Here is a 17,175-nt window from a genome sequence, read left to right as displayed (position 1 = left end):
GAGCCACCGAGATGGCTGACGACGCGTTACGGCCCTGGAACTGGGAGGACCCCCAGGAGCTCGCGACCACGGTGGACTCCTTCACCGAGGATCTCGCCCGCGTCGAGAAGCTCTCGCTGGAGCTCACCGCCCAGGTGCTGGACCGCTCGCACTTCGACCGGCTCGGCCTGACCGGCGTCGAGTTCGCCGCCTTCAAGACCGCCCACCCGAAGGCGCTCGGCACCGACCTGGTCTCGCTCACCGCCGCCGACGGCCAGCGCACCGAGGCCGGGCGCGTCTACCGGGTCGACGACGCCGCGTACTTCACCGAGATGGACATCACCGGCCCGCTCCCGGTCGCCGACGACACCGTCGACTGGGTCTACGCCGAGCACCTCATCGAGCACGTGACGCTGCGGGCCGGCATCGCCTGGCTGACCGAGGTGCGCCGCATCCTGCGCCCCGGCGGCGTGCTGCGGATCACCACGCCCGACCTGCGCGTGTACGCCGAGAGCTACGTCAACGCCGACGGCTTCTTCGGCAAGCACCGCCGGCGCATGAACCGGGCCCTGACGGGCGTCGCCCCGGCGATGCCGGCCCGCGGCGCGTTCATGTTCAACCAGCTCTTCTACGTGTACGGCCACCGCTGGCTCTACGACGAGGCGGAGCTGCGGCACGCGCTGACCAGCGCCGGCTTCGCGGAGGACGGGATCGCGGTGCGCGCGTTCCGCGAGGGCGTCATCCCGGACGTGGCCGACCTCGACCAGGTGCTGCGCAACGACGAGACCATCTACGTCGAGGCCACCGCCTGACCCTCAGGACTTGGCGCCCTGGCCTTTTGGACTTGGCGCCCTGACCCTCAGGACTTGGCGCCCTGACCTCTTGGACTTGGCGCCCCTTCAGGACTTGGCGCCGGCCGAGATGCGGTCCTGGCGGGCCTGGCGGCGCCGCTCCACCCAGCCGGCCACCTGGCCCGCGGCCAGCACGATGATGATCGCGGCGACCACGCCCTGCCACGGCTGCGGGAAGACGTTGCGGCTGAGCAGGCCGATGGCCGAGTACGTGGCGGCCCACAGCGCGCAGGCGGCCACGTTCGACACGATGAACGTGCGCCACGACAGCCCGACGATGGCGGCCGTGAGCAGCACCGGGATGCGGCCGCCGGGCACGAGCCGGGACACGAGCAGCGCCGACACCGGGCGCCGCTGCAGCCGGTCCCGCACGGTCTCGGCGATCCGCCACGGCTGGCGCAGCAGCCGCAGCCGCCGGGTCAGCGCCTCGCCGCCGGCCCGGCAGATGGCGAAGGTGACCGCGTCGCCGATGTAGGCGCCCAGGCCGCCCGCCGCCACCACCATCGGCACGGCGAGCGGGCTGTAGTGCGCGGCCAGCACCGCGGTCGCGCTCACCGCCGCCCCCGTCGGCAGGATCGGCACGGTCGAGCCGACCGCCACTACCGCGAAGGTCACCGCTAGCGCGGTGACCAGCCCCCCGAGTGTGACGACCATCAAACGGTCATGCTCTCGCCGGGGGCCAGCACCCGCACGTCGGTGCCCGGGGCGGCGGTGCGGGTGTGTGCCGCGAACTCCTCGCCCGGGCGGTGGAAGCGGTCCGGGCGGACCCGCCCGCAGCCGACCGGCCACAGGGTGCCCCAGTGGATCGGCACCGCCCGGGCCGGCTCGGTCAGGCGCATCGCCTCGGCCGCGCCGGCCGGGTCGAGGTGGCCGGGGCCGAGCGTCCAGCCCCAGCCCCACACGGGCACGAGGGCGAGGTCGAGCGGGCCGAGCTCCTTCATCTCGTCGAAGAGCCCGGTGTCGCCGCCGAACCAGGCCGACCGGTCGCCGGTGATCACATAGCCGAGAGCCACCGCGCGGATCCGCGACTTCGGGGTCCGGCCGCCGTCGTGGGCGGCCGGGACCGCCCGGACGGTGACCTCGCCCACGGTGGTCTCCTCGCCGGCCCGCAGCTCGGTGAAGTCGCGCTCGCCGAGGCGGCCGCGCAGGAAGGCGGCCGCCCCGCGCGGGACGATCAGCCGGGTGGCGGCCGGCAGCGCCCGCAGCGAGGGCAGGTCGCAGTGGTCGGAGTGCAGGTGCGACACGACGACCGCGTCCGGCTGGTGGGCCAGCGCCGGCCGGGGGCCGCGCCGCCGGTGCAGGTGCGCGAGGCGGTTGCGCAGCACGGGGTCGGTCAGGATCGTGACCCCGCGGTCGCGCAGCGCCACGGTCGCATGGCCCCACCAGGTGACTTCCATGCAGACATCATCCACCCCCGCGGGCGGATCACGCCTCAGAAGGTGCGCGTGGAGGGGTCCAGGGCGGCCGCGACGACGAAGTTCTCGATCTCCGACAGGAACCGCCGGACGTCCGGGAGCGGCAGGTACGCGGTGTCCGCCTCGGTGGTGATCTGCACCGTTTCCGGCAGGTCGTCGATATTGATCATGAGCTTCTCGTTGAAGTACGGCATCACCGTCTCCCGCACGAACTCGGTGCGCGGCAGGGCGGCCCGGATCGCGTCCTCGGCGGGCGGCGCGGCCGGCGCGCGCAGCCCCAGCCGCCGCTCGTTGTGGAACACGGCCAGGTCGACCGGCTCGCCGCGCTCCTTGGCCACCCGGTCGATGAGGGCCAGTCGGGCGTCGGGGTCGTAGTAGGCGTACTTCGAGGCGCTCATCGACGCCTGCCGGGCCCTCGCCACCGCCTCGGCCGCGCTGACTCCCTTGGCGTCGAAGACCACGAGCCCGTTCTGCGCGAGTGGGGTGACGAGGTCGGCAAGGCCCGGGCGGAACCGGTTGGAGATGATCACCTGCGCGGCGAAGGGCCCGTCGCCGCCGGCCACCCGCCCGAACGCGACGCCGTAGGCGGCCAGTATCACCGGGGCGGCGTCCACGCCCAGCAGTGCCGCCAGCCGCTCGGCCGCGAGGTGCAGGGCGGGGGAGCGCCAGACCAGCTGCCGGAACCGGTCGCCGTCGGGCTCGGCGAAGCGCGTGAAGCGCTGCGGCTCGATGGCGCGCAGCTGGGTCTCCCAGAACCGCATCGCGTTGTCGCTCTGCCGGCCGGCCGCCCGCTGCCTGGCGACCAGCTCGAGGTGCCCGGTCGCGGCCCGCTCGCCGATCGTGGCGCGCTCGCCCAGCTCGCGGATCATGACGCCGAGCCCGCCGGCGTCGGCGGCGATGTGGCAGACCATGACGACGACGTGGCTGACCGGCCCGCCGTCGCCGGCCCGCACGGCCGCCATCCGGATGGGCCACTCGCGGGTGTAGTCGAAGTTGCGCGCCTTCCAGCCGGCGAAGATCTCGTCGGCGAGGGCCTGGGCGCCCTCGGCCGGCTCGGCCGTGTGCACCTCCAGGTCGGCCTCACCCGTGCCGTACACCTCCTGGGTGGTGGTGCCGTCGGGGGCGATGCGCAGCAGGGTGCGCATCGCGGGGTACCGCGTCAGGAAGAACCGCAGCTCCTGCGCGAAGTCGTCGACGTCGCGCCCGTCGCCGACCGGCACCACGCCGCCCATGCTCATCGAGGTGCCGACCTCGCACATGGCCGTCCACACCTGCCGCTGGCCCCACGTCAGATCGCCGGCCCCGGCGCCGTCCGCCGCAAACGCCACCCGAATGCGTTCCATGGCTCTTGATCGTGCCCGCATGGTATCGATGAAGGCAAGGAGACGAATGGATGAGCGAACGGGCGTTCAGCTCGTGTGCTGCACCGCCAGCCCCGCGAGGGCGGGCGCGGCGAGGGACCGGGCGGCGAGCGCTTCCGGCGGCAGCGGGCGCGAGTAGAGGTACCCCTGCCCGTACGTGTAGCCGAGGTGGCGCAGCATCCGGGCCTGGGCCTCGGTCTCGATCCCCTCGGCGACCGTGCTCAGGACGAGCGCCTGGGCCATCCGGATGACCGCCGTGGCCACCGCCTCCTGCCGGGCCACCGTGGTGATCTCGTCGACGAACGAGCGGTCCAGCTTCAGCGTGGCCACCGGGCAGGTGAGCAGCAGGCCGAGCGAGGACGCGGCGGTGCCGAAGTCGTCCAGCGCGATGCGCACGTCGGCGTCGCGCAGCGCCTCGAGCACCGCGATCGCGGCCGCGTCGACCACGGCGGTCTCGGTCACCTCGATCATGAGGTGCCGCGCGGGCAGCCCGACGTCCGCGAGCGCGCCGAGCACGTCGGCGCTGAAGTCGGCCTCGGTGAGCTGCCGGCCGGCCACGTTGACGCTCACGTAGGACGGCGCGGCCGGCCCGAGCCCGGCGAGCCAGCGGGCCTGCTGCGCGCAGGCCTCGCGCAGCACCCAGCGGCCCAGCGGCACCACCAGGCCGGTCTGCTCGGCGGCCGGGATGAACTCGCCGGGCGGCACGATGCCCAGCTCCGGGTGGCGCCAGCGGACCAGCGCCTCGGTGCCGACGGTGTGTCCGTCGTCGAGACGCACGATCGGCTGGTACTCCAGGAAGAGCTGACCGGCGTCGATGGCGTCGCGCAGCCGCGCCCCGAGCTCGGCGTGCGCGACGATCCGGGTGGTCATGCCCGGCACGTAGACGAAGTGGCCGCCCTTGCCGCGCTCCTTGGCGGCGTACATGGCCAGGTCCGCGTTGCGCAGCAGGGTGTCGACCTCGTCGCCGGGCGCGGACGTGGCCACCCCGACGCTCGCCCGCACCAGCAGCTCGTGCCCGCCGGCGGCGACCGACGTGGTGAGCACGTCGCGGATCCGCTCGGCGACCCTGATGGCGTGCTCGCCGCCCACGTCGTAGAGCAGGGCGGCGAACTCGTCGCCGCCGAGCCGGGCCACCATGTCGTCGTGGCGGACCGCGCTGCGCAGCCGGTTCGCGACGGTGGTGAGCACCTCGTCGCCGACGGCGTGGCCGAGGGTGTCGTTGATGAGCTTGAAGTCGTCGAGGTCGATGAGCAGCACCGCGGCCGGTTGCGGGCGCTGCAGGGCCTCGCCCAGCAGGTCGGTGAAGTGCGCCCGGTTGACCAGGTCGGTGAGCGGGTCGTGGGTGGCCTGGTGGCGCAGCCGCTGCTCGTGCGCGGAGACCGAGGCGAGCAGCCGGGCGTTGTCGTGCAGCGCGACGAGCTGGCGGGCGCCGACCACGGCGCTGACCGCGATCGCGCCGCTGGCCACGGCGGCGATGTCGCGGTGGTCGGTGTAGGCGACGGCGGCGAGCAGCACGAGCGTGGCGCCGCCGGCGTAGTACGGCAGCTTGCTGTACGGCCGGGCGGCCCGCTGCGACTGCTGCGCCCCGGCGGATCGCCACTGGGCCCAGGCCGCGCACCCGACGAGCAGCCATTCGGTCAGCGTGAGCATGGTCTGCAGGCCGGTGAAGCGCGGGTGGGCGGCGATGAGCGGCGACACGGCCGAGCTGAACCCGCCGGCGAGCAGCGTGGAGGCGAGGATGGCCATCGAGCGGCGGCCGACCGGGCCGCTGCCCAGCAGTACCACCTTGAGCACCGCCACCAGCGTCACCAGGCAGGCGGTGCCGACAACCGACAGGCCCAGCACCACGCCCAGGTCGCTGTTGTGCTCGACCATCGGGCGCAACGCGAGGTGCCACAGGAACAGGCCGGTCGTGATGAGCACGGTGAGGCCGTCGAGGCCGAGCCGGGCCCACTCGCCGCGCGACAGCGCCCGCACCGGCAGGCGCAACAGGGCGTACAGCACGCAGACGATGCCGATCGCGAGCACCGGCGCGGACAGCTGGATCAGTGTCAGCGCGTACGAGGCGTCGGGGTTGAGCCGGGCCGGGGTCATGACCGCCGCGCCGACCCCGACGAGGAGCGTGGAGACCGTGATCCGCCGCCAGAACTGCCGTCCGCCCCGCCCCAGGCCCGGCACCTCGCCGGCCAGCCAGGTGGCCGTCGCGCTCAGGACGAGGCCGGTGGGGACCAGCGTGTAGGGGATGGCCATGGGCACCGGCACGCCGGCGGCGTACAGCACCGTCCAGGTGGCGCCGGCCAGCATGCAGCCGACGATCGCCACGACGGCTCGCCGCGACAATGTCCCGAGCGCGGTATCCCGCTGGGCGGCCATGGTCACGGGTCCTCTATCGGCAGGCGTCGTGCCGACATGAGCGGCCCGGGGTCCGCAACGCGTCCCTGGCGCGTCCGCGCCGCGTCCTCAGCGGGTCCTGGCCCGTGTCGGCGCCGCGTCCTCAGCGGGTTCTGGCCCGTGTCGGCGCCGCGTCCTCAGCGGGTTCTGGCCCGTGTCGGCGCCGCGTCCTCAGCGGGTTCTGGCCCGTGTCGGCGCCGCGTCCTCAGCGGGTCCTGGCCCGTGTCGGCGCCGCGTCCTCAGCGGGTCCTGGCCCGTGTCGGCGCCGCGTCCTCAGCGGGTCCTGGCCCGTGTCGGCGCCGCGTCCTCAGCGGGTCCTCGCCCGCGTCCGCGCCGCGTCCTCAGCGGGTCCGCGCCGCGTCCTCAATGCGGACACCCGGGGTCCTCAACGCGGGCGTCGCCGGGTCGATAGCCAGTCGTGACCACGAGCGGCCGGGCGGCGACCGTGGCGGCCTTCGTGGCCGTCGGCGGGGCCGACGCGCTGCTGCTGGCCGCCTGGGACCGCCGGCCCGGCCCGCCGGGCTGGCTCGCCCTCGCGGCGGCGCTGCTGGTGAGCGGCGCGGTGCTGGTGGGTCAGGCGGTGGTCCTGCGGCGGCACCGGGCCCTGCTGCGCCGCCACGACGGCAGCCTGGCCGCGGTGCGCAAGGCGATGGTCCGCGACCAGATCCTGGCCGACATCGGCACCGGCCTGCTCACCGCGGCCGACCCCACCGCCGTGCACCACCTGGCGGTGGACGGCACCGCGGCCCTGTGCGCCGAGGCCCCCGACGCCCTCGCCGTGCTGCTGGCCCCGGACGGCGACGAGCTCGTGGTGATGGCCACGGCCCGCACCGACCTGGACGGCGCCGACGTCGGCCTGGCCGGCCGGCGGGTCGAGCCACCCGCCGACCTGCGGGCCCGGCTGGTGGACGGCGAGGTGATCGGCATCGCCTCGGTCGGCGAGCTGGGCGTGCCCGGGGTGTCGGCCGGCCGCAGCGCGCTCGTCATGCCCCTCGCCGTCAACGGCCGGTTCTTCGGCGTGCTGGTGGCCACCGCCGACCGGACGCTGCCGGCGGAGGTGCGCCGTGCGCTGGAGACGCTGCGCACCCAGGTCGCCCTCGCGCTCGACGCCGTCGCGCTGACCGCCGAGCTGAGAGTCCGCGCCCTGCACGACCCGCTGACCGGCCTCGGCAACCGGGCACTGATCGGCGACCGCTTGGCCCAGGCGCTCGCCCGCGCCCGGCGCACCGGCCGCCGCGTCGGCGTGCTGCTGCTCGACCTCAACGGCTTCAAACTGGTCAACGACACCCTGGGCCACGAGGCCGGCGACGAGCTGCTGCGCGCGGTCGCCGCCCGGCTCACCCACTGCCTGCGCCTGGAGGACACCGTGGGCCGCCTGGGCGGCGACGAGTTCGTGATCGTCGCGGAGGACCTGCCGGACCTCTCGGCGGCGGTGCGCATCGCGGAACGGGTGGTCGCCGCGGTCGACGCGCCGATCATGGTCGAGGGCCGCCGGCTGCCGGTGACCGCGAGCGTGGGGCTGGCCCTGGGCAACGAGGCCTCGACCGCGGACGCACTGCTGCGCCACGCCGACGCCGCCATGTACACCGCCAAGCGCCGCAAATCGGGCGCCTACCACGTCTACACCACGCCCACCGCGGCGTAATTTCACACCGTGCCGCGACTAACGGGATATTTCCGCCGAAGAGGTCCATCGAGACAGAAGCCGACTTATCGGGCAAGGCGCCCGCGGGCTTGCTCGCGTTACTACGGTTTCGGATGATACGAATCCGTGGTACTTATCCTCGACCTCCAGCGGGCCACGCACGCCACGCTGCATCGGCTCGCCGCTCACCTCGGCGACCTCGGGCTGCCGCCCTCCGAGCTCAACGCCCTCGCCAACCTGGGGGAGCGCCCCGGCGGCGCGAGCACGGTCTCCGAGCTCGCCACCGCGATCGGCGGCCGGCCCACCACCCTCACCGGCATCCTCGACCGCCTGCAGCAGCGCGGCCTGCTGGCCCGCGAGCCCCACCCCCGCGACCGTCGCACGGTGATCGTGCGCCTCACCCCGGACGGCGTGGACGCCGCCGAGCGGGTGCTCGCCGCGATGCGGGAGCTGGAGCGCCGGGCGCTGGCCGACCTGCCGCCAGACGCCGCCGATTCGGCCGCCGCGGTACTGCGGGCGCTGTCCCAATGATCACGTTCGAGGGCCTCTTCGCCGAGGTCATGCGGGGCGCGCCGCGCTTCGGGCACCGCGAGCACGTGCACCTCACCTGGCTGGCCATCGGCCGGGTCGGCCTCGAGGCGGCGATCCCGCTGGTCAGCGAGGGCATCCAGCGCACCGCCCGCTACGCCGGGGTACCCCAGAAGTACCACGTGACGATGAGCCGCGCCTGGGTGGAGCTCATCGCGGCGCACCCGAGCGAGCCGGACATCGACGTGTTCCTCGCCCGGAACCCGGACCTGCTGGACAAGCGGCTCCTCCTGCGCTTCTACCGCTCCTCGACGCTCGCCTCGGACGCGGCCCGGACGGGGTGGGTCGAGCCGGACCTCCGGCCGTTCAGGTCAGCAGCGCACCCGCCTGCTTGACGTGGCGCAGGGAGGGCGCCGACTCCAGCCGGTCCACCCCGGGCAGCGGCCCCACCCGGCGCGTCACGTACTCGTACAGCCCCGCCATGTCATGGCAGATCACGGTGGCCACGAGGTTCGTCTCCCCGGTGGTGGCGGCGGCGAACACGACCTCCGGGTGCCCGGCCATCGCCTGCCCCACCGCGGCCAGATGGGCCGGCGCCACGCTGAGCCACAGCAGGAACCGCGCGTGGTACCCGTACAGCGACGGCTCCACCTCCACGTCGAAGAAGATCGCCCCCGTGTCGCGCAGGTGCTCCAGCCGCCGCCGCACCGTCGACTCCGACCAGCCGGTCGCGGCGGCCAGCTGCGGGTAGCCGAGCCGGCCGTCGCGGTTGAGCGCGGCCAGCAGCGGCCGGTCGTCGTCGCCGAGCGTGGCCACCGTGCCCGGCGACGGCGGGGCGGGGCGCAGCCGGGCGACCTGCTCCGGGGTGAGCCGGGTCTGCCTGGTGTCGCCCTCGGCGCCGCCGGCGAAGTGGTGCATGAGGCAGTGCGCCCGCACCGACACCACCCGCGGGGTGCGCGGCAGCTTCTGCAGCAGCAGCGCCTCCCGGTCGGCGGTGCCCGGGTTCTGTACCACGCAGGTCACCTCCGTCCCGCCGGAGGTGAGGGTGACCCACGTCGTGTCGGCCCGGCGGGCCAGCGCGTCGGCGATCGAGGCGGCCGCGTCCGGGGTGGTCTGCAGGCGGATCAGCCACATGTCGTACCCGAGCCGGGCCCCGTCGGGCAGGCCGACCACCCGCAGGCCGGCGCCGGCCCGCATCCGCCGGTAGCGGCGGGCCACCGTCTGGTCGGACACCCCGAGCACCTCGGCGAGGGTGCTGAACGGCACCCGCCCGTCCAGCCGCAGCGCGTCCGTGATGGTGAGGTCCAGCGTGTCGAGTTCCACCAGCCAACGCTAACGAATGTCGAGATCCGTCGCCCAGGCCGGCTCTGAGTACCGAGAAGCGGGCGGCGACCCCACATTCGACGGCATGCGCAAATGGTCCGCCCTCATCGCCGTCTCGATCGGCACTTTCATGCTGCTGGTCGACGTCACCATCGTGGTCGTCGCCCTGCCCGCCGTCGCCCGCGACCTGGACGCCACCTTGGGCGGCCTGCAGTGGGTCCTCGACGGCTACGCCCTCGCCCTGGCCGCCGTGCTGCTGGCCTCCGGGGCCCTGGCCGACCGGCACGGCCGGCGCCGGGTGTACCTCGGCGGCACCGTCGTCTTCGCCCTCGCCTCGCTGCTGTGCGCGGTGGCCCCGAACGCCGGCCTGCTCGTCGCCGCCCGGTTCCTGCAGGGCCTCGGCGGCGCCGGGATGCTCGCCACCACCGTCGCCATCCTCAGCGTCGCCTACACCGGCCGCGACCGCGGCGTGGCGTTCGGCGTCTGGGGCGCGGTCAACGGCGCCGCGGCGGCCGCCGGCCCGATCGCCGGCGGGCTGCTCACCGAGCACCTCGGCTGGCGCTGGATCTTCCTGGTCAACCTCCCGGTGAGCCTGCTCGCGCTGTGGTTCACCGTCCGTGGCGTCACCGAGTCCCGCGGCAAGGCCGGCGCCCGCCTCGACCTGCCCGGCACCGTCGCGTTCACGATCAGCGCGGCCGCCGTGACGTTCGCCCTCATCCGCGGCGGCGACGCCGGCTGGACCGCCCCGTCCACCCTGGGCGCCTTCGCGCTGGCCGCCGTGGCCCTGGCCGGGTTCCTCGCCATCGAGCGGAGCACCGACCACCCGATGCTGGACCTGCGCCTGTTCGCCAAGCCGTCCTTCTCCGTCCTCATGGCCGCGGCGGTACTGGCACAGGCCTCCGCCTTCGCGTACCTGCCGTTCACCACGGTCTGGCTGCAGCAGTTCCTGGGCAAGGGCCCGGTCGACGCCGGCCTGCTCGGCGCCCTGCCGATGTCGGCCGCCTCGTTCATCGGGGGAGCGTTCGGCGGCCGCCTGCTGCAGCGCATCGCGCCGCGCTGGACCATCGGCATCGGCATGCTGCTCCTCGCCGCGGGGGCGTTCCTGCAGGCCCGGCTCACCCCGGCGAGCAGCGGCAAGGCGCTCATCCCCGGCCTGATCGTGGCCGGCCTGGGCGTGGCCGCGGTGCTGCCGACGATGGCCTCGGCCGCCCTGGCCGCGGTCCCGCACGAGCGCAGCGGCATGGCCGGCGGCGCGGTGAACACCTTCCGCCAGCTCGGCTTCGCCCTGGGCGTGGCCGTCTTCGGCGCCCTGTTCACCGACCGCCTCGCGGCGCACCACCCGCCGACCGACGCCATCAACCACGTCACCACCGTGGCCGGCTGGGTCGCGCTCGCCGGCGGCGTCCTCGTGCTGCTTCTGGTCCGCACCGGCCGCCCCGCCTGGGAGGCCCCGGCGAAGCCTTCAGAGGCCGGCCAGAGCGGCGCGCTCGCCGGCCTCGACGGTGCTCAGCGTGACGAGGCCATCGCGTGACCACTTCTTGTCGTTGAACAGCCGGATCCACAGGCCGGCCGCCCACGCCGCGCGGACCTCCGCCGCGGTCCACGGGCGGCCGGTCGACCGCTGGTATCCGTCCAGGAAGTCCGCGCTCTCCGGAACCGTCGCGCCGGACCGGCCGCCGTGACCCGCCGGCCACATCGCGGCGGCCACGCCGACGATCACCGCCTCGGGCTCGGCCACCGCGCTGTCCCAGTCGTGCACCGCGAGGGGCTCGCCGCCGCGCCACCACACGTTGTGGGCCTCGAAGTCGCAGTGCCCGACGACCGGCGGGGCGTCGAACCGGGCGAGCCCGGCCCGGACCGCCGCGGCGCCGGCGTCGTGCCAGCTGGGCTCCGCGTTCAGGTCGGCGTCGCGGTCGTCGGGACGGGGCCAGAGCGGGCCTTCGTCGTGGTACCACCGGATCCAGGGCGGCGAAGGGCGCAGCGTCGGCGTCGTGCGGGCGTCCGGCGCGGCCGCGATCAGCCGGGCCAGCAGCGCCGCCGTCGGGCCGGCCGCGGGCGGCGCCGGGTCCGGGCCGCCGGGGACCGCCAGCTCGGCGCTCAGGGCCTGCCCGCCGAACCGGGTCGGGCCGGCGACCGGCTCCGGGCAGGGGAAGCCGGCGAGCCACAGGTGCCGCTGCACGTGCGCGCAGCCGGCCAGCCGCTCCTCGGCCGGGCGGGCCTTCACCACGACCTCGCGGCCGTCGGCCAGGCGCAGCACGTGCACCTCGGACAGGTTGCCGGTGACCAGGACCGTCCCGGCGACCTCGGCGCCGAGCCAGGCGCCGAGGTCGTCGGGGCCGATCACAGCGGCAGCCAGGCCAGCACGTCGCGGATCTTGGCGTCCCAGTACGACCACTCGTGGCCGCCCGGCGAGAAGTCCGCCGTCAGCGGGATGCCGCGTTCGGCGCACGCGTCCCGGAAGCGCAGGTTGCCCTGGTACAGCGGGTCCTCAGTCCCGCAGGTCAGGTACAACGGCGGAAGCGAGCCGGGCCGGTCGAGCAGGTGGAGCAGGTCCTCGTCGGTGCCCTCGATCGCCGGCGGGGTGCCGAAGATGCGCTCCCACATCCGCGGGTCCTCGGGCCGGTGCAGGTCGCGGGCCCGGTCGGCGAGGTCGAGGACCCCGGAGAGGCTGGCCGCGGCGCCGAAGCGGTCGGGGTGGCGCAGGGCCAGCTTGAACGCCCCGTAGCCGCCCATCGACAGCCCGGCCACGAAGGTCTGGGCCGGGTCGGCGGAGAGGCGGAAGAACGCCCGGGCCTTGCGCGGCAGCTCCTCGGCGACGAACTGCCAGTACGGCCGCCCCCACGCCTCGTCGGTGTAGAAGCTGCGGTGCACCTGGGGCATCACGACGGCCAGGCCGAGCTCGGCGACGTACCGCTCGATCGAGGTGTACCGCGTCCAGGCCCCATGGTCGTCGCTGAGCCCGTGCAGCAGGTAGAGGGTGGGAAAGTCCCCGGTGCGGGAGCTGCCGCCCAGGCCGATCTGCCCGGACGGCGGCTCGGGCAGCAGCACGCTCATCGTCGTGCCGAAGCCCAGGACGTCGGAATAATAGTCGCAACGGATCAGCGCCATGCGGCTACCGTAGGCCAGTGACCGGGCACCGTCGCGCCACCCTTGCCCTCGCGGCCCTGTCCGTCTCCACGTTCACGTTCGTGGCCACCGAGATCCTGCCGGTCGGGCTGCTCACCCTGATCGCCGACGACCTGCACCGCTCGCCGTCGCGGATCGGGCTGCTCATGACCGGCTACGCGGCCGTGGTGGTGCTCGCCTCGCTGCCGCTGGCCCGGCTCACCCAGCGCGTCCCCCGCCGGCCGCTGCTCGGCGTCACGCTCGCGGTGTTCTCCGCCGGCACGCTGGTCTCCGCGCTCGCGCCCGGCTACGCGGTGCTGCTCGGCGCCCGGCTCGTCGTCGGGCTCAGCCAGGCGCTGTTCTGGTCGGTGGTCGGCTCGACCGCCGTCGGGCTCTTCCCGCCCGAGCGGCGCGGGCGCACGGTGGCCCGCCTGTCGCTGGGCGCCGCCCTCGCCCCGGTGCTCGGCGTGCCGGCCGGCACCTGGCTCGGGCAGCAGGCCGGCTGGCGGGTCGCGTTCCTGGTCATGGCCGGGATCGGGGTCGCCACCGGCGCGGCGATCGTCGCGCTGCTGCCCTCGGCCCCGCCGGGGTCCTCCCCGTCCTCGCGCGGCCAGGCCCCGGACGCCCGCCGGTTCGCCGTGCTGGCGCTGTCCGTCACGCTCGGCGTCACGGGGGCGATGACGGCGCAGACGTACGTGACGCCGTTCCTGCTGGACGTGGCCGGGTTCGCGCCCGCCACGCTCGGGCCGATCCTGGCCGTGGCCGGCTCGGCGGGGTTCGCCGGCACGCTCGTGACCGGGCGGTTCCTGGACCGGCACCCGTGGGGCGCGCTGCTCGTGCCGATGGCGCTGCTGTGCGCGACCCTGCTGGTGCTCTTCGCGCTCGGGCCGGTGCGCCCGGTGACGGTCGCCGCCCTGGCGCTCAACGGGGCCGCGTACAGCGCGATGGCGGTGGCGGTGCAGAACCGGACGCTGCTGATCGCGCCGGGCAGCACCGACATCGGGGCCGCCGCCATCGGATCGGCCTTCAACGTGGGCATCGCGGCCGGCTCGTTCCTCGGCGGCGAGATCATCGACGGGCCCGGGGTGCGCGCCGTCGCCCTGGCCGGCGCCGGGCTCACCGCGGCGGCCGCCGCCCTGCTGCTCGCCGAGCCGTGGCTGGCCCGCCGCGGTCCGTCCACTGTGGAGCACTCGGCGGGCGTCGCAAAACCGACACCCGCCGACGTATTTCCGCGGCCAGACACACCTCGGGCCGCTTCGCCCTCTGGAGCGATTCAAATTCGTGATGCGGAAGAGGCTGTCGGATCTTCTACATTGCATGTCAGGCAACCCCCTCCATAAGGCCCGCCAATGCCTGTCAAAGCGGCGCTGACCTGCCGAGACGATCACCGTCGGTGCGTCGCGGATCGCCCGTTGGGGCCATCCGGAGCATCGCCATCTGTGCCTACGATCAGGCCAGCCGGAAACACGCGGGAAGGCTGAGGATCGGAGGCCCAGGTCGTGCTGGACACCGCCGTGCCCCGATCGGCCGCCGCCGAGCCCGTCGCGGCGAAGCTCACCCGCGCCGAGCGGCGGCAGCGCCGGCTGCTGGAGCAGAAGGACGCCACCGTCCGCGCCTACGAGGCGTGTAACGAGATCACCGGCCCGCTGACCCGCCCGGCGCTCGCCCACCGGCCGGTCGCCTTCCGCAAGGTCGGCGGAGCGTGGCGGCGGGTGATGCTGTCGCTGCTCATCGCGGCCAACTTCCTCACCGGGCTGGTGTTCGTGGGCTGGCTGCTGCTGCCCGAGCACATTCCCGGCGCCCGGGCGCTGTCGGCCGATCCGGGCGACTGGCACGTCATCGTGGCCCGCGTCGCGTTCTGCTTCGTCGTGCTCGTCGAGGCGGTCCGGATGCTGCAGAACTTCGCCGTCTGGGTCTTCGCCTGGCAGGCCCGCGACCCCGTGCCGATGCTGCCGGAGCCGGGGCTGCGCATCGCCATGCTCACCACCATCGTGCCGGCCAAGGAGCCGATCGACGTCGTGGAGCGCTCGCTGCGGGCCATGCAGAAGGTCCGCTACGACGGCCGGGTCGACATCTGGATCCTCGACGAGGGTGACGACCCCCGGGTCAAGGCCATGTGCCGGCGCCTCGGCGTGCACCACTTCAGCCGCAAGGGCAGGCCCGAGTTCAACCAGGAGCACGGCGCCTTCCGGGCCAAGACCAAGTCCGGCAACCACAACGCCTGGCGGGCCACCCACGAGCACGCCTACGACGTCGTGGCCCAGATGGACCCCGACCACGTGCCGCTGCCCAGCTTCCTGGAGCGCACGCTCGGCTATTTCCGCGACCCCGACGTCGCGTTCGTCGTGGCGCCGCAGGTGTACGGCAACATGTACGACAACTGGGTCGTGCACGGCGCCTCGGTGCAGCAGTACCTCTTCTCCGGCCTGATCGAGCGCGGCGGCAACGGGCTCGACGCGCCACTGCTCATCGGCACCAACCACCTGTACCGCCCGTCCGCCTGGGGCCAGATCGACGGCTACCAGGACTCGATCATCGAGGACCACCTCACGAGCATGGTCGTTATGGGCGCCGGGAACGCGGCCACCGGCGGCCGGTGGAAGGGCATCTACACCCCCGACGTCATCGCGGTCGGGGAGGGCCCGACCAGCTGGACGGACTATTTCAACCAGCAGAAGCGGTGGGCGTACGGCGTCTGGGAGATCCTGCTGCGCCGCTCCCGCCCGCACCTGCGCAACCTACGGGCCGGCCAGCGGCTGTGCTACGGCCTCGTGCAGTCCTACTACCCGAGCGTGGCGCTGTCGGCGGTCTCCGGGGTCATCGCCACCGGGACGTACCTCAGCCTCGGCATCAACGCCGCGGACATCCAGTGGCAGCTCTGGCTCGCCCTGTGGGCCGCCAGCATGGGCACCTGGGCCGTGCTGTGGCTCTGGCTGCGCCGCTTCAACCTGGCCCGGCACGAGCGCAAGGAGATCGGGCTGCACGGCATGGCGCTGGCGCTCTTCGCCGTGCCGGTCTACACCGCCGCCGGGCTGGCCGCGCTGGCCCGCCGGCCGCTGGCCTATGCGGTGACCGCGAAGGGGCGGCTGCGCAGCGCCGACGGGGCCAAGACCTTCCGGACCCACTTCATCTGGGCCTGCGTCGGCGCCGCGCTGATCGGGACGAGTCTCATCGCGGGGTACGACTCCATCGCCCTTCGCTTCTGGGCCTCCCTGAGCATCGTCGTCGGCGTCGTCCCGCCCCTGATCGCCTACGCCTCCTGGCTGCGCTCGCGCGGCGACGTGGTGCCCGAGGAGGACCCGGTCACCTCCGGGCTCGTCATCACCATCCGGGCCACGGCGAGCACCGCCAACGCGATCGACGACCTGCCGACCGTGCGCGGGTTCCCGGCCGTGCCGCACGCCGGCTTCCCGCTGCCCGCCCCGGTCCGGGGGAGCCGCGCGTGATCACCCTGCCCCGGCTCATGCTCGCCGCGCTGTTGCTCATCGGCGGGTACGTCTTCGTGGTCGCCCCGCAGGTCGAGGCGCGCACCACCCCGGCCGTGCGCTGGCAGAAGGAGGTGGCGGAGCCGATCCCCACCTTCTCGCCCGCCCCCAGCACCCAGGCCCGGCGGCCCGAGGTGTTCCCGGCGGCCGGGAAGGCGTTCTTCGGCATCTTCACCGACAAGGGCCCCGGCGACCTCACCGACTACAACGGCTTCGTCCAGGCCGCCGGCAAGCAGCCGCAGGTCATGATGTTCTCCTCCGGCTGGGCCGCGCAGCCGCACTTCGACCGCCAGCCCTTCGACCGCATCGTCAACCGCGGCATGCTGCCGGTGCTGGGCTGGGAGCCGTGGGACTACCGCGCCGTGTCCAAACAGGACAAGGACCGCGGCACGCAGCCCGCCTTCCGGCTGTCGAAGATCAGCGGCGGGACCTACGACGCCTACATCACCGAGTGGGCCAAGGGCATCAAGGCGCTGGGCTACCCGGTGGCGATCCGCTTCGCCCACGAGATGAACGGTTACTGGTACCCGTGGGGCGAGTCCGCCAACGGCAACCACAAAGGCGACTACGTCGCGGCCTGGCGGCACGTGCACGACATCTTCGACTCCCTCCGCGCGGACAACGTCATCTGGGTCTGGAGCCCGAACGTCGTCTACGACAACTCCACGCCGCTGTCCCAGCTGTACCCCGGCGACAACTACGTCGACTGGGTCGGGCTGTCGGGCTACTACGGCACGGCGGGCATGGAGACGTACCAGACCTTCGACCAGATCTACCGGCAGACCCTCGCCCAGCTCAAGACGCTCAGCAAGCGCCCGATCGTGGTCACCGAGACGGCGGCGACCGACGCGCAGGGCCGCAAGGCGGAGTGGATCACCGACCTGCTGCGCACGCTGCCGAAGCACCCGGAGATCATCGGCTTCCTGTGGTACGAGTCCGTCAAGGAGACCGACTGGCGCATCAGCGCCACGCCGGCCGCCTCGGCCGCCTTCGCCCAGGGCATCGCCCAGTCGTACTACGGCGCCACCTGGTCCCCGGACTCGGTGCCGCGCCGGACGCTGCCGACCTCGAACTAGACCGCTAGGAGCACAG

15 protein-coding genes are annotated in these 17,175 nt (G+C 74.0%); 8 read left to right on the top strand and 7 right to left on the bottom strand.

Annotation, left to right across the window (positions count from 1 at the left end; genetic code table 11):
• Positions 1-11: 11 nt before the first annotated feature.
• Positions 12-791: a class I SAM-dependent methyltransferase gene (locus ABD352_RS32215; protein WP_344616286.1), complete on the top strand. Its 780-nt coding sequence runs from the start codon at positions 12-14 to the stop codon at positions 789-791.
• 87 nt (positions 792-878) lie between these two features.
• On the opposite strand, the gene ABD352_RS32210 is transcribed toward ABD352_RS32215, so the two are convergent.
• From ABD352_RS32210 to ABD352_RS32195, 4 genes are all read right to left on the bottom strand, one after another.
• Positions 879-1,484, bottom strand: a complete 606-nt coding sequence (locus ABD352_RS32210; protein ID WP_344616285.1) for a DedA family protein — start codon at positions 1,482-1,484, stop codon at positions 879-881.
• A complete protein-coding gene (locus tag ABD352_RS32205; RefSeq protein ID WP_344616284.1) occupies positions 1,484-2,227 on the bottom strand; it encodes an MBL fold metallo-hydrolase in 744 nt (247 codons plus the stop codon). The genes ABD352_RS32210 and ABD352_RS32205 overlap by 1 nt, the downstream gene beginning before the upstream one ends.
• Before the next feature lie 35 nt (positions 2,228-2,262).
• On the bottom strand, positions 2,263-3,588 hold the full coding sequence (locus tag ABD352_RS32200; RefSeq protein ID WP_344616283.1) for a condensation domain-containing protein: 1,326 nt from the start codon (positions 3,586-3,588) through the stop codon (positions 2,263-2,265).
• A gap of 66 nt (positions 3,589-3,654) precedes the next feature.
• Complete coding sequence (locus ABD352_RS32195; protein ID WP_344616361.1) at positions 3,655-5,979, bottom strand: putative bifunctional diguanylate cyclase/phosphodiesterase; 2,325 nt, start codon at positions 5,977-5,979, stop codon at positions 3,655-3,657.
• A 436-nt stretch (positions 5,980-6,415) separates the two neighbouring features.
• On the opposite strand from ABD352_RS32195, the gene ABD352_RS32190 reads away from it, so the two are divergent.
• From ABD352_RS32190 to ABD352_RS32180, 3 genes are all read left to right on the top strand, one after another.
• Positions 6,416-7,642: a diguanylate cyclase domain-containing protein gene (locus ABD352_RS32190; RefSeq protein WP_344616282.1), complete on the top strand. Its 1,227-nt coding sequence runs from the start codon at positions 6,416-6,418 to the stop codon at positions 7,640-7,642.
• 126 nt (positions 7,643-7,768) lie between these two features.
• Positions 7,769-8,173, top strand: coding sequence for a MarR family winged helix-turn-helix transcriptional regulator (locus ABD352_RS32185; RefSeq protein ID WP_344616281.1), 405 nt, complete (start codon positions 7,769-7,771; stop codon positions 8,171-8,173).
• Positions 8,170-8,565, top strand: a complete 396-nt coding sequence (locus ABD352_RS32180; protein ID WP_344616280.1) for a hypothetical protein — start codon at positions 8,170-8,172, stop codon at positions 8,563-8,565. The genes ABD352_RS32185 and ABD352_RS32180 overlap by 4 nt, the downstream gene beginning before the upstream one ends.
• Here the strand turns inward: ABD352_RS32180 and ABD352_RS32175 are convergent.
• Positions 8,537-9,493 (bottom strand): Lrp/AsnC family transcriptional regulator, encoded by a 957-nt coding sequence (locus ABD352_RS32175; RefSeq protein ID WP_344616279.1) that lies wholly within the window; start codon positions 9,491-9,493, stop codon positions 8,537-8,539. The genes ABD352_RS32180 and ABD352_RS32175 overlap by 29 nt on opposite strands.
• Positions 9,494-9,578: 85 nt before the next feature.
• Between ABD352_RS32175 and ABD352_RS32170 the strand changes: the two genes are divergently transcribed.
• Positions 9,579-11,024, top strand: coding sequence for an MFS transporter (locus ABD352_RS32170; RefSeq protein ID WP_344616278.1), 1,446 nt, complete (start codon positions 9,579-9,581; stop codon positions 11,022-11,024).
• On the opposite strand, the gene ABD352_RS32165 is transcribed toward ABD352_RS32170, so the two are convergent.
• Both ABD352_RS32165 and ABD352_RS32160 read right to left on the bottom strand, forming a co-directional pair.
• A complete protein-coding gene (locus ABD352_RS32165) occupies positions 10,956-11,837 on the bottom strand; it encodes a phosphotransferase (RefSeq protein ID WP_344616277.1) in 882 nt (293 codons plus the stop codon). The genes ABD352_RS32170 and ABD352_RS32165 overlap by 69 nt on opposite strands.
• Positions 11,834-12,601: an alpha/beta hydrolase gene (locus ABD352_RS32160; RefSeq protein ID WP_344616276.1), complete on the bottom strand. Its 768-nt coding sequence runs from the start codon at positions 12,599-12,601 to the stop codon at positions 11,834-11,836. Before ABD352_RS32160 ends, ABD352_RS32165 begins: the two co-directional genes overlap by 4 nt.
• Before the next feature lie 17 nt (positions 12,602-12,618).
• Between ABD352_RS32160 and ABD352_RS32155 the strand changes: the two genes are divergently transcribed.
• The 3 genes from ABD352_RS32155 (at position 12,619) to ABD352_RS32145 (ending at position 17,159) form a co-directional block, all read left to right on the top strand.
• Complete coding sequence (locus tag ABD352_RS32155; RefSeq protein ID WP_344616275.1) at positions 12,619-13,938, top strand: MFS transporter; 1,320 nt, start codon at positions 12,619-12,621, stop codon at positions 13,936-13,938.
• 159 nt (positions 13,939-14,097) lie between these two features.
• Positions 14,098-16,044, top strand: coding sequence for a glycosyltransferase family 2 protein (locus ABD352_RS32150; RefSeq protein WP_344616274.1), 1,947 nt, complete (start codon positions 14,098-14,100; stop codon positions 16,042-16,044).
• Positions 16,041-17,159, top strand: a complete 1,119-nt coding sequence (locus ABD352_RS32145) for a glycoside hydrolase family 26 protein (protein ID WP_344616273.1) — start codon at positions 16,041-16,043, stop codon at positions 17,157-17,159. The genes ABD352_RS32150 and ABD352_RS32145 overlap by 4 nt, the downstream gene beginning before the upstream one ends.
• Positions 17,160-17,175 lie beyond the last annotated feature (16 nt).

It is taken from the genome of Dactylosporangium salmoneum (assembly GCF_039532525.1).
In the GTDB taxonomy this organism is placed as follows: domain Bacteria; phylum Actinomycetota; class Actinomycetes; order Mycobacteriales; family Micromonosporaceae; genus Dactylosporangium; species Dactylosporangium salmoneum.
This window is presented reverse-complemented; position numbering and strand designations above follow the sequence as displayed.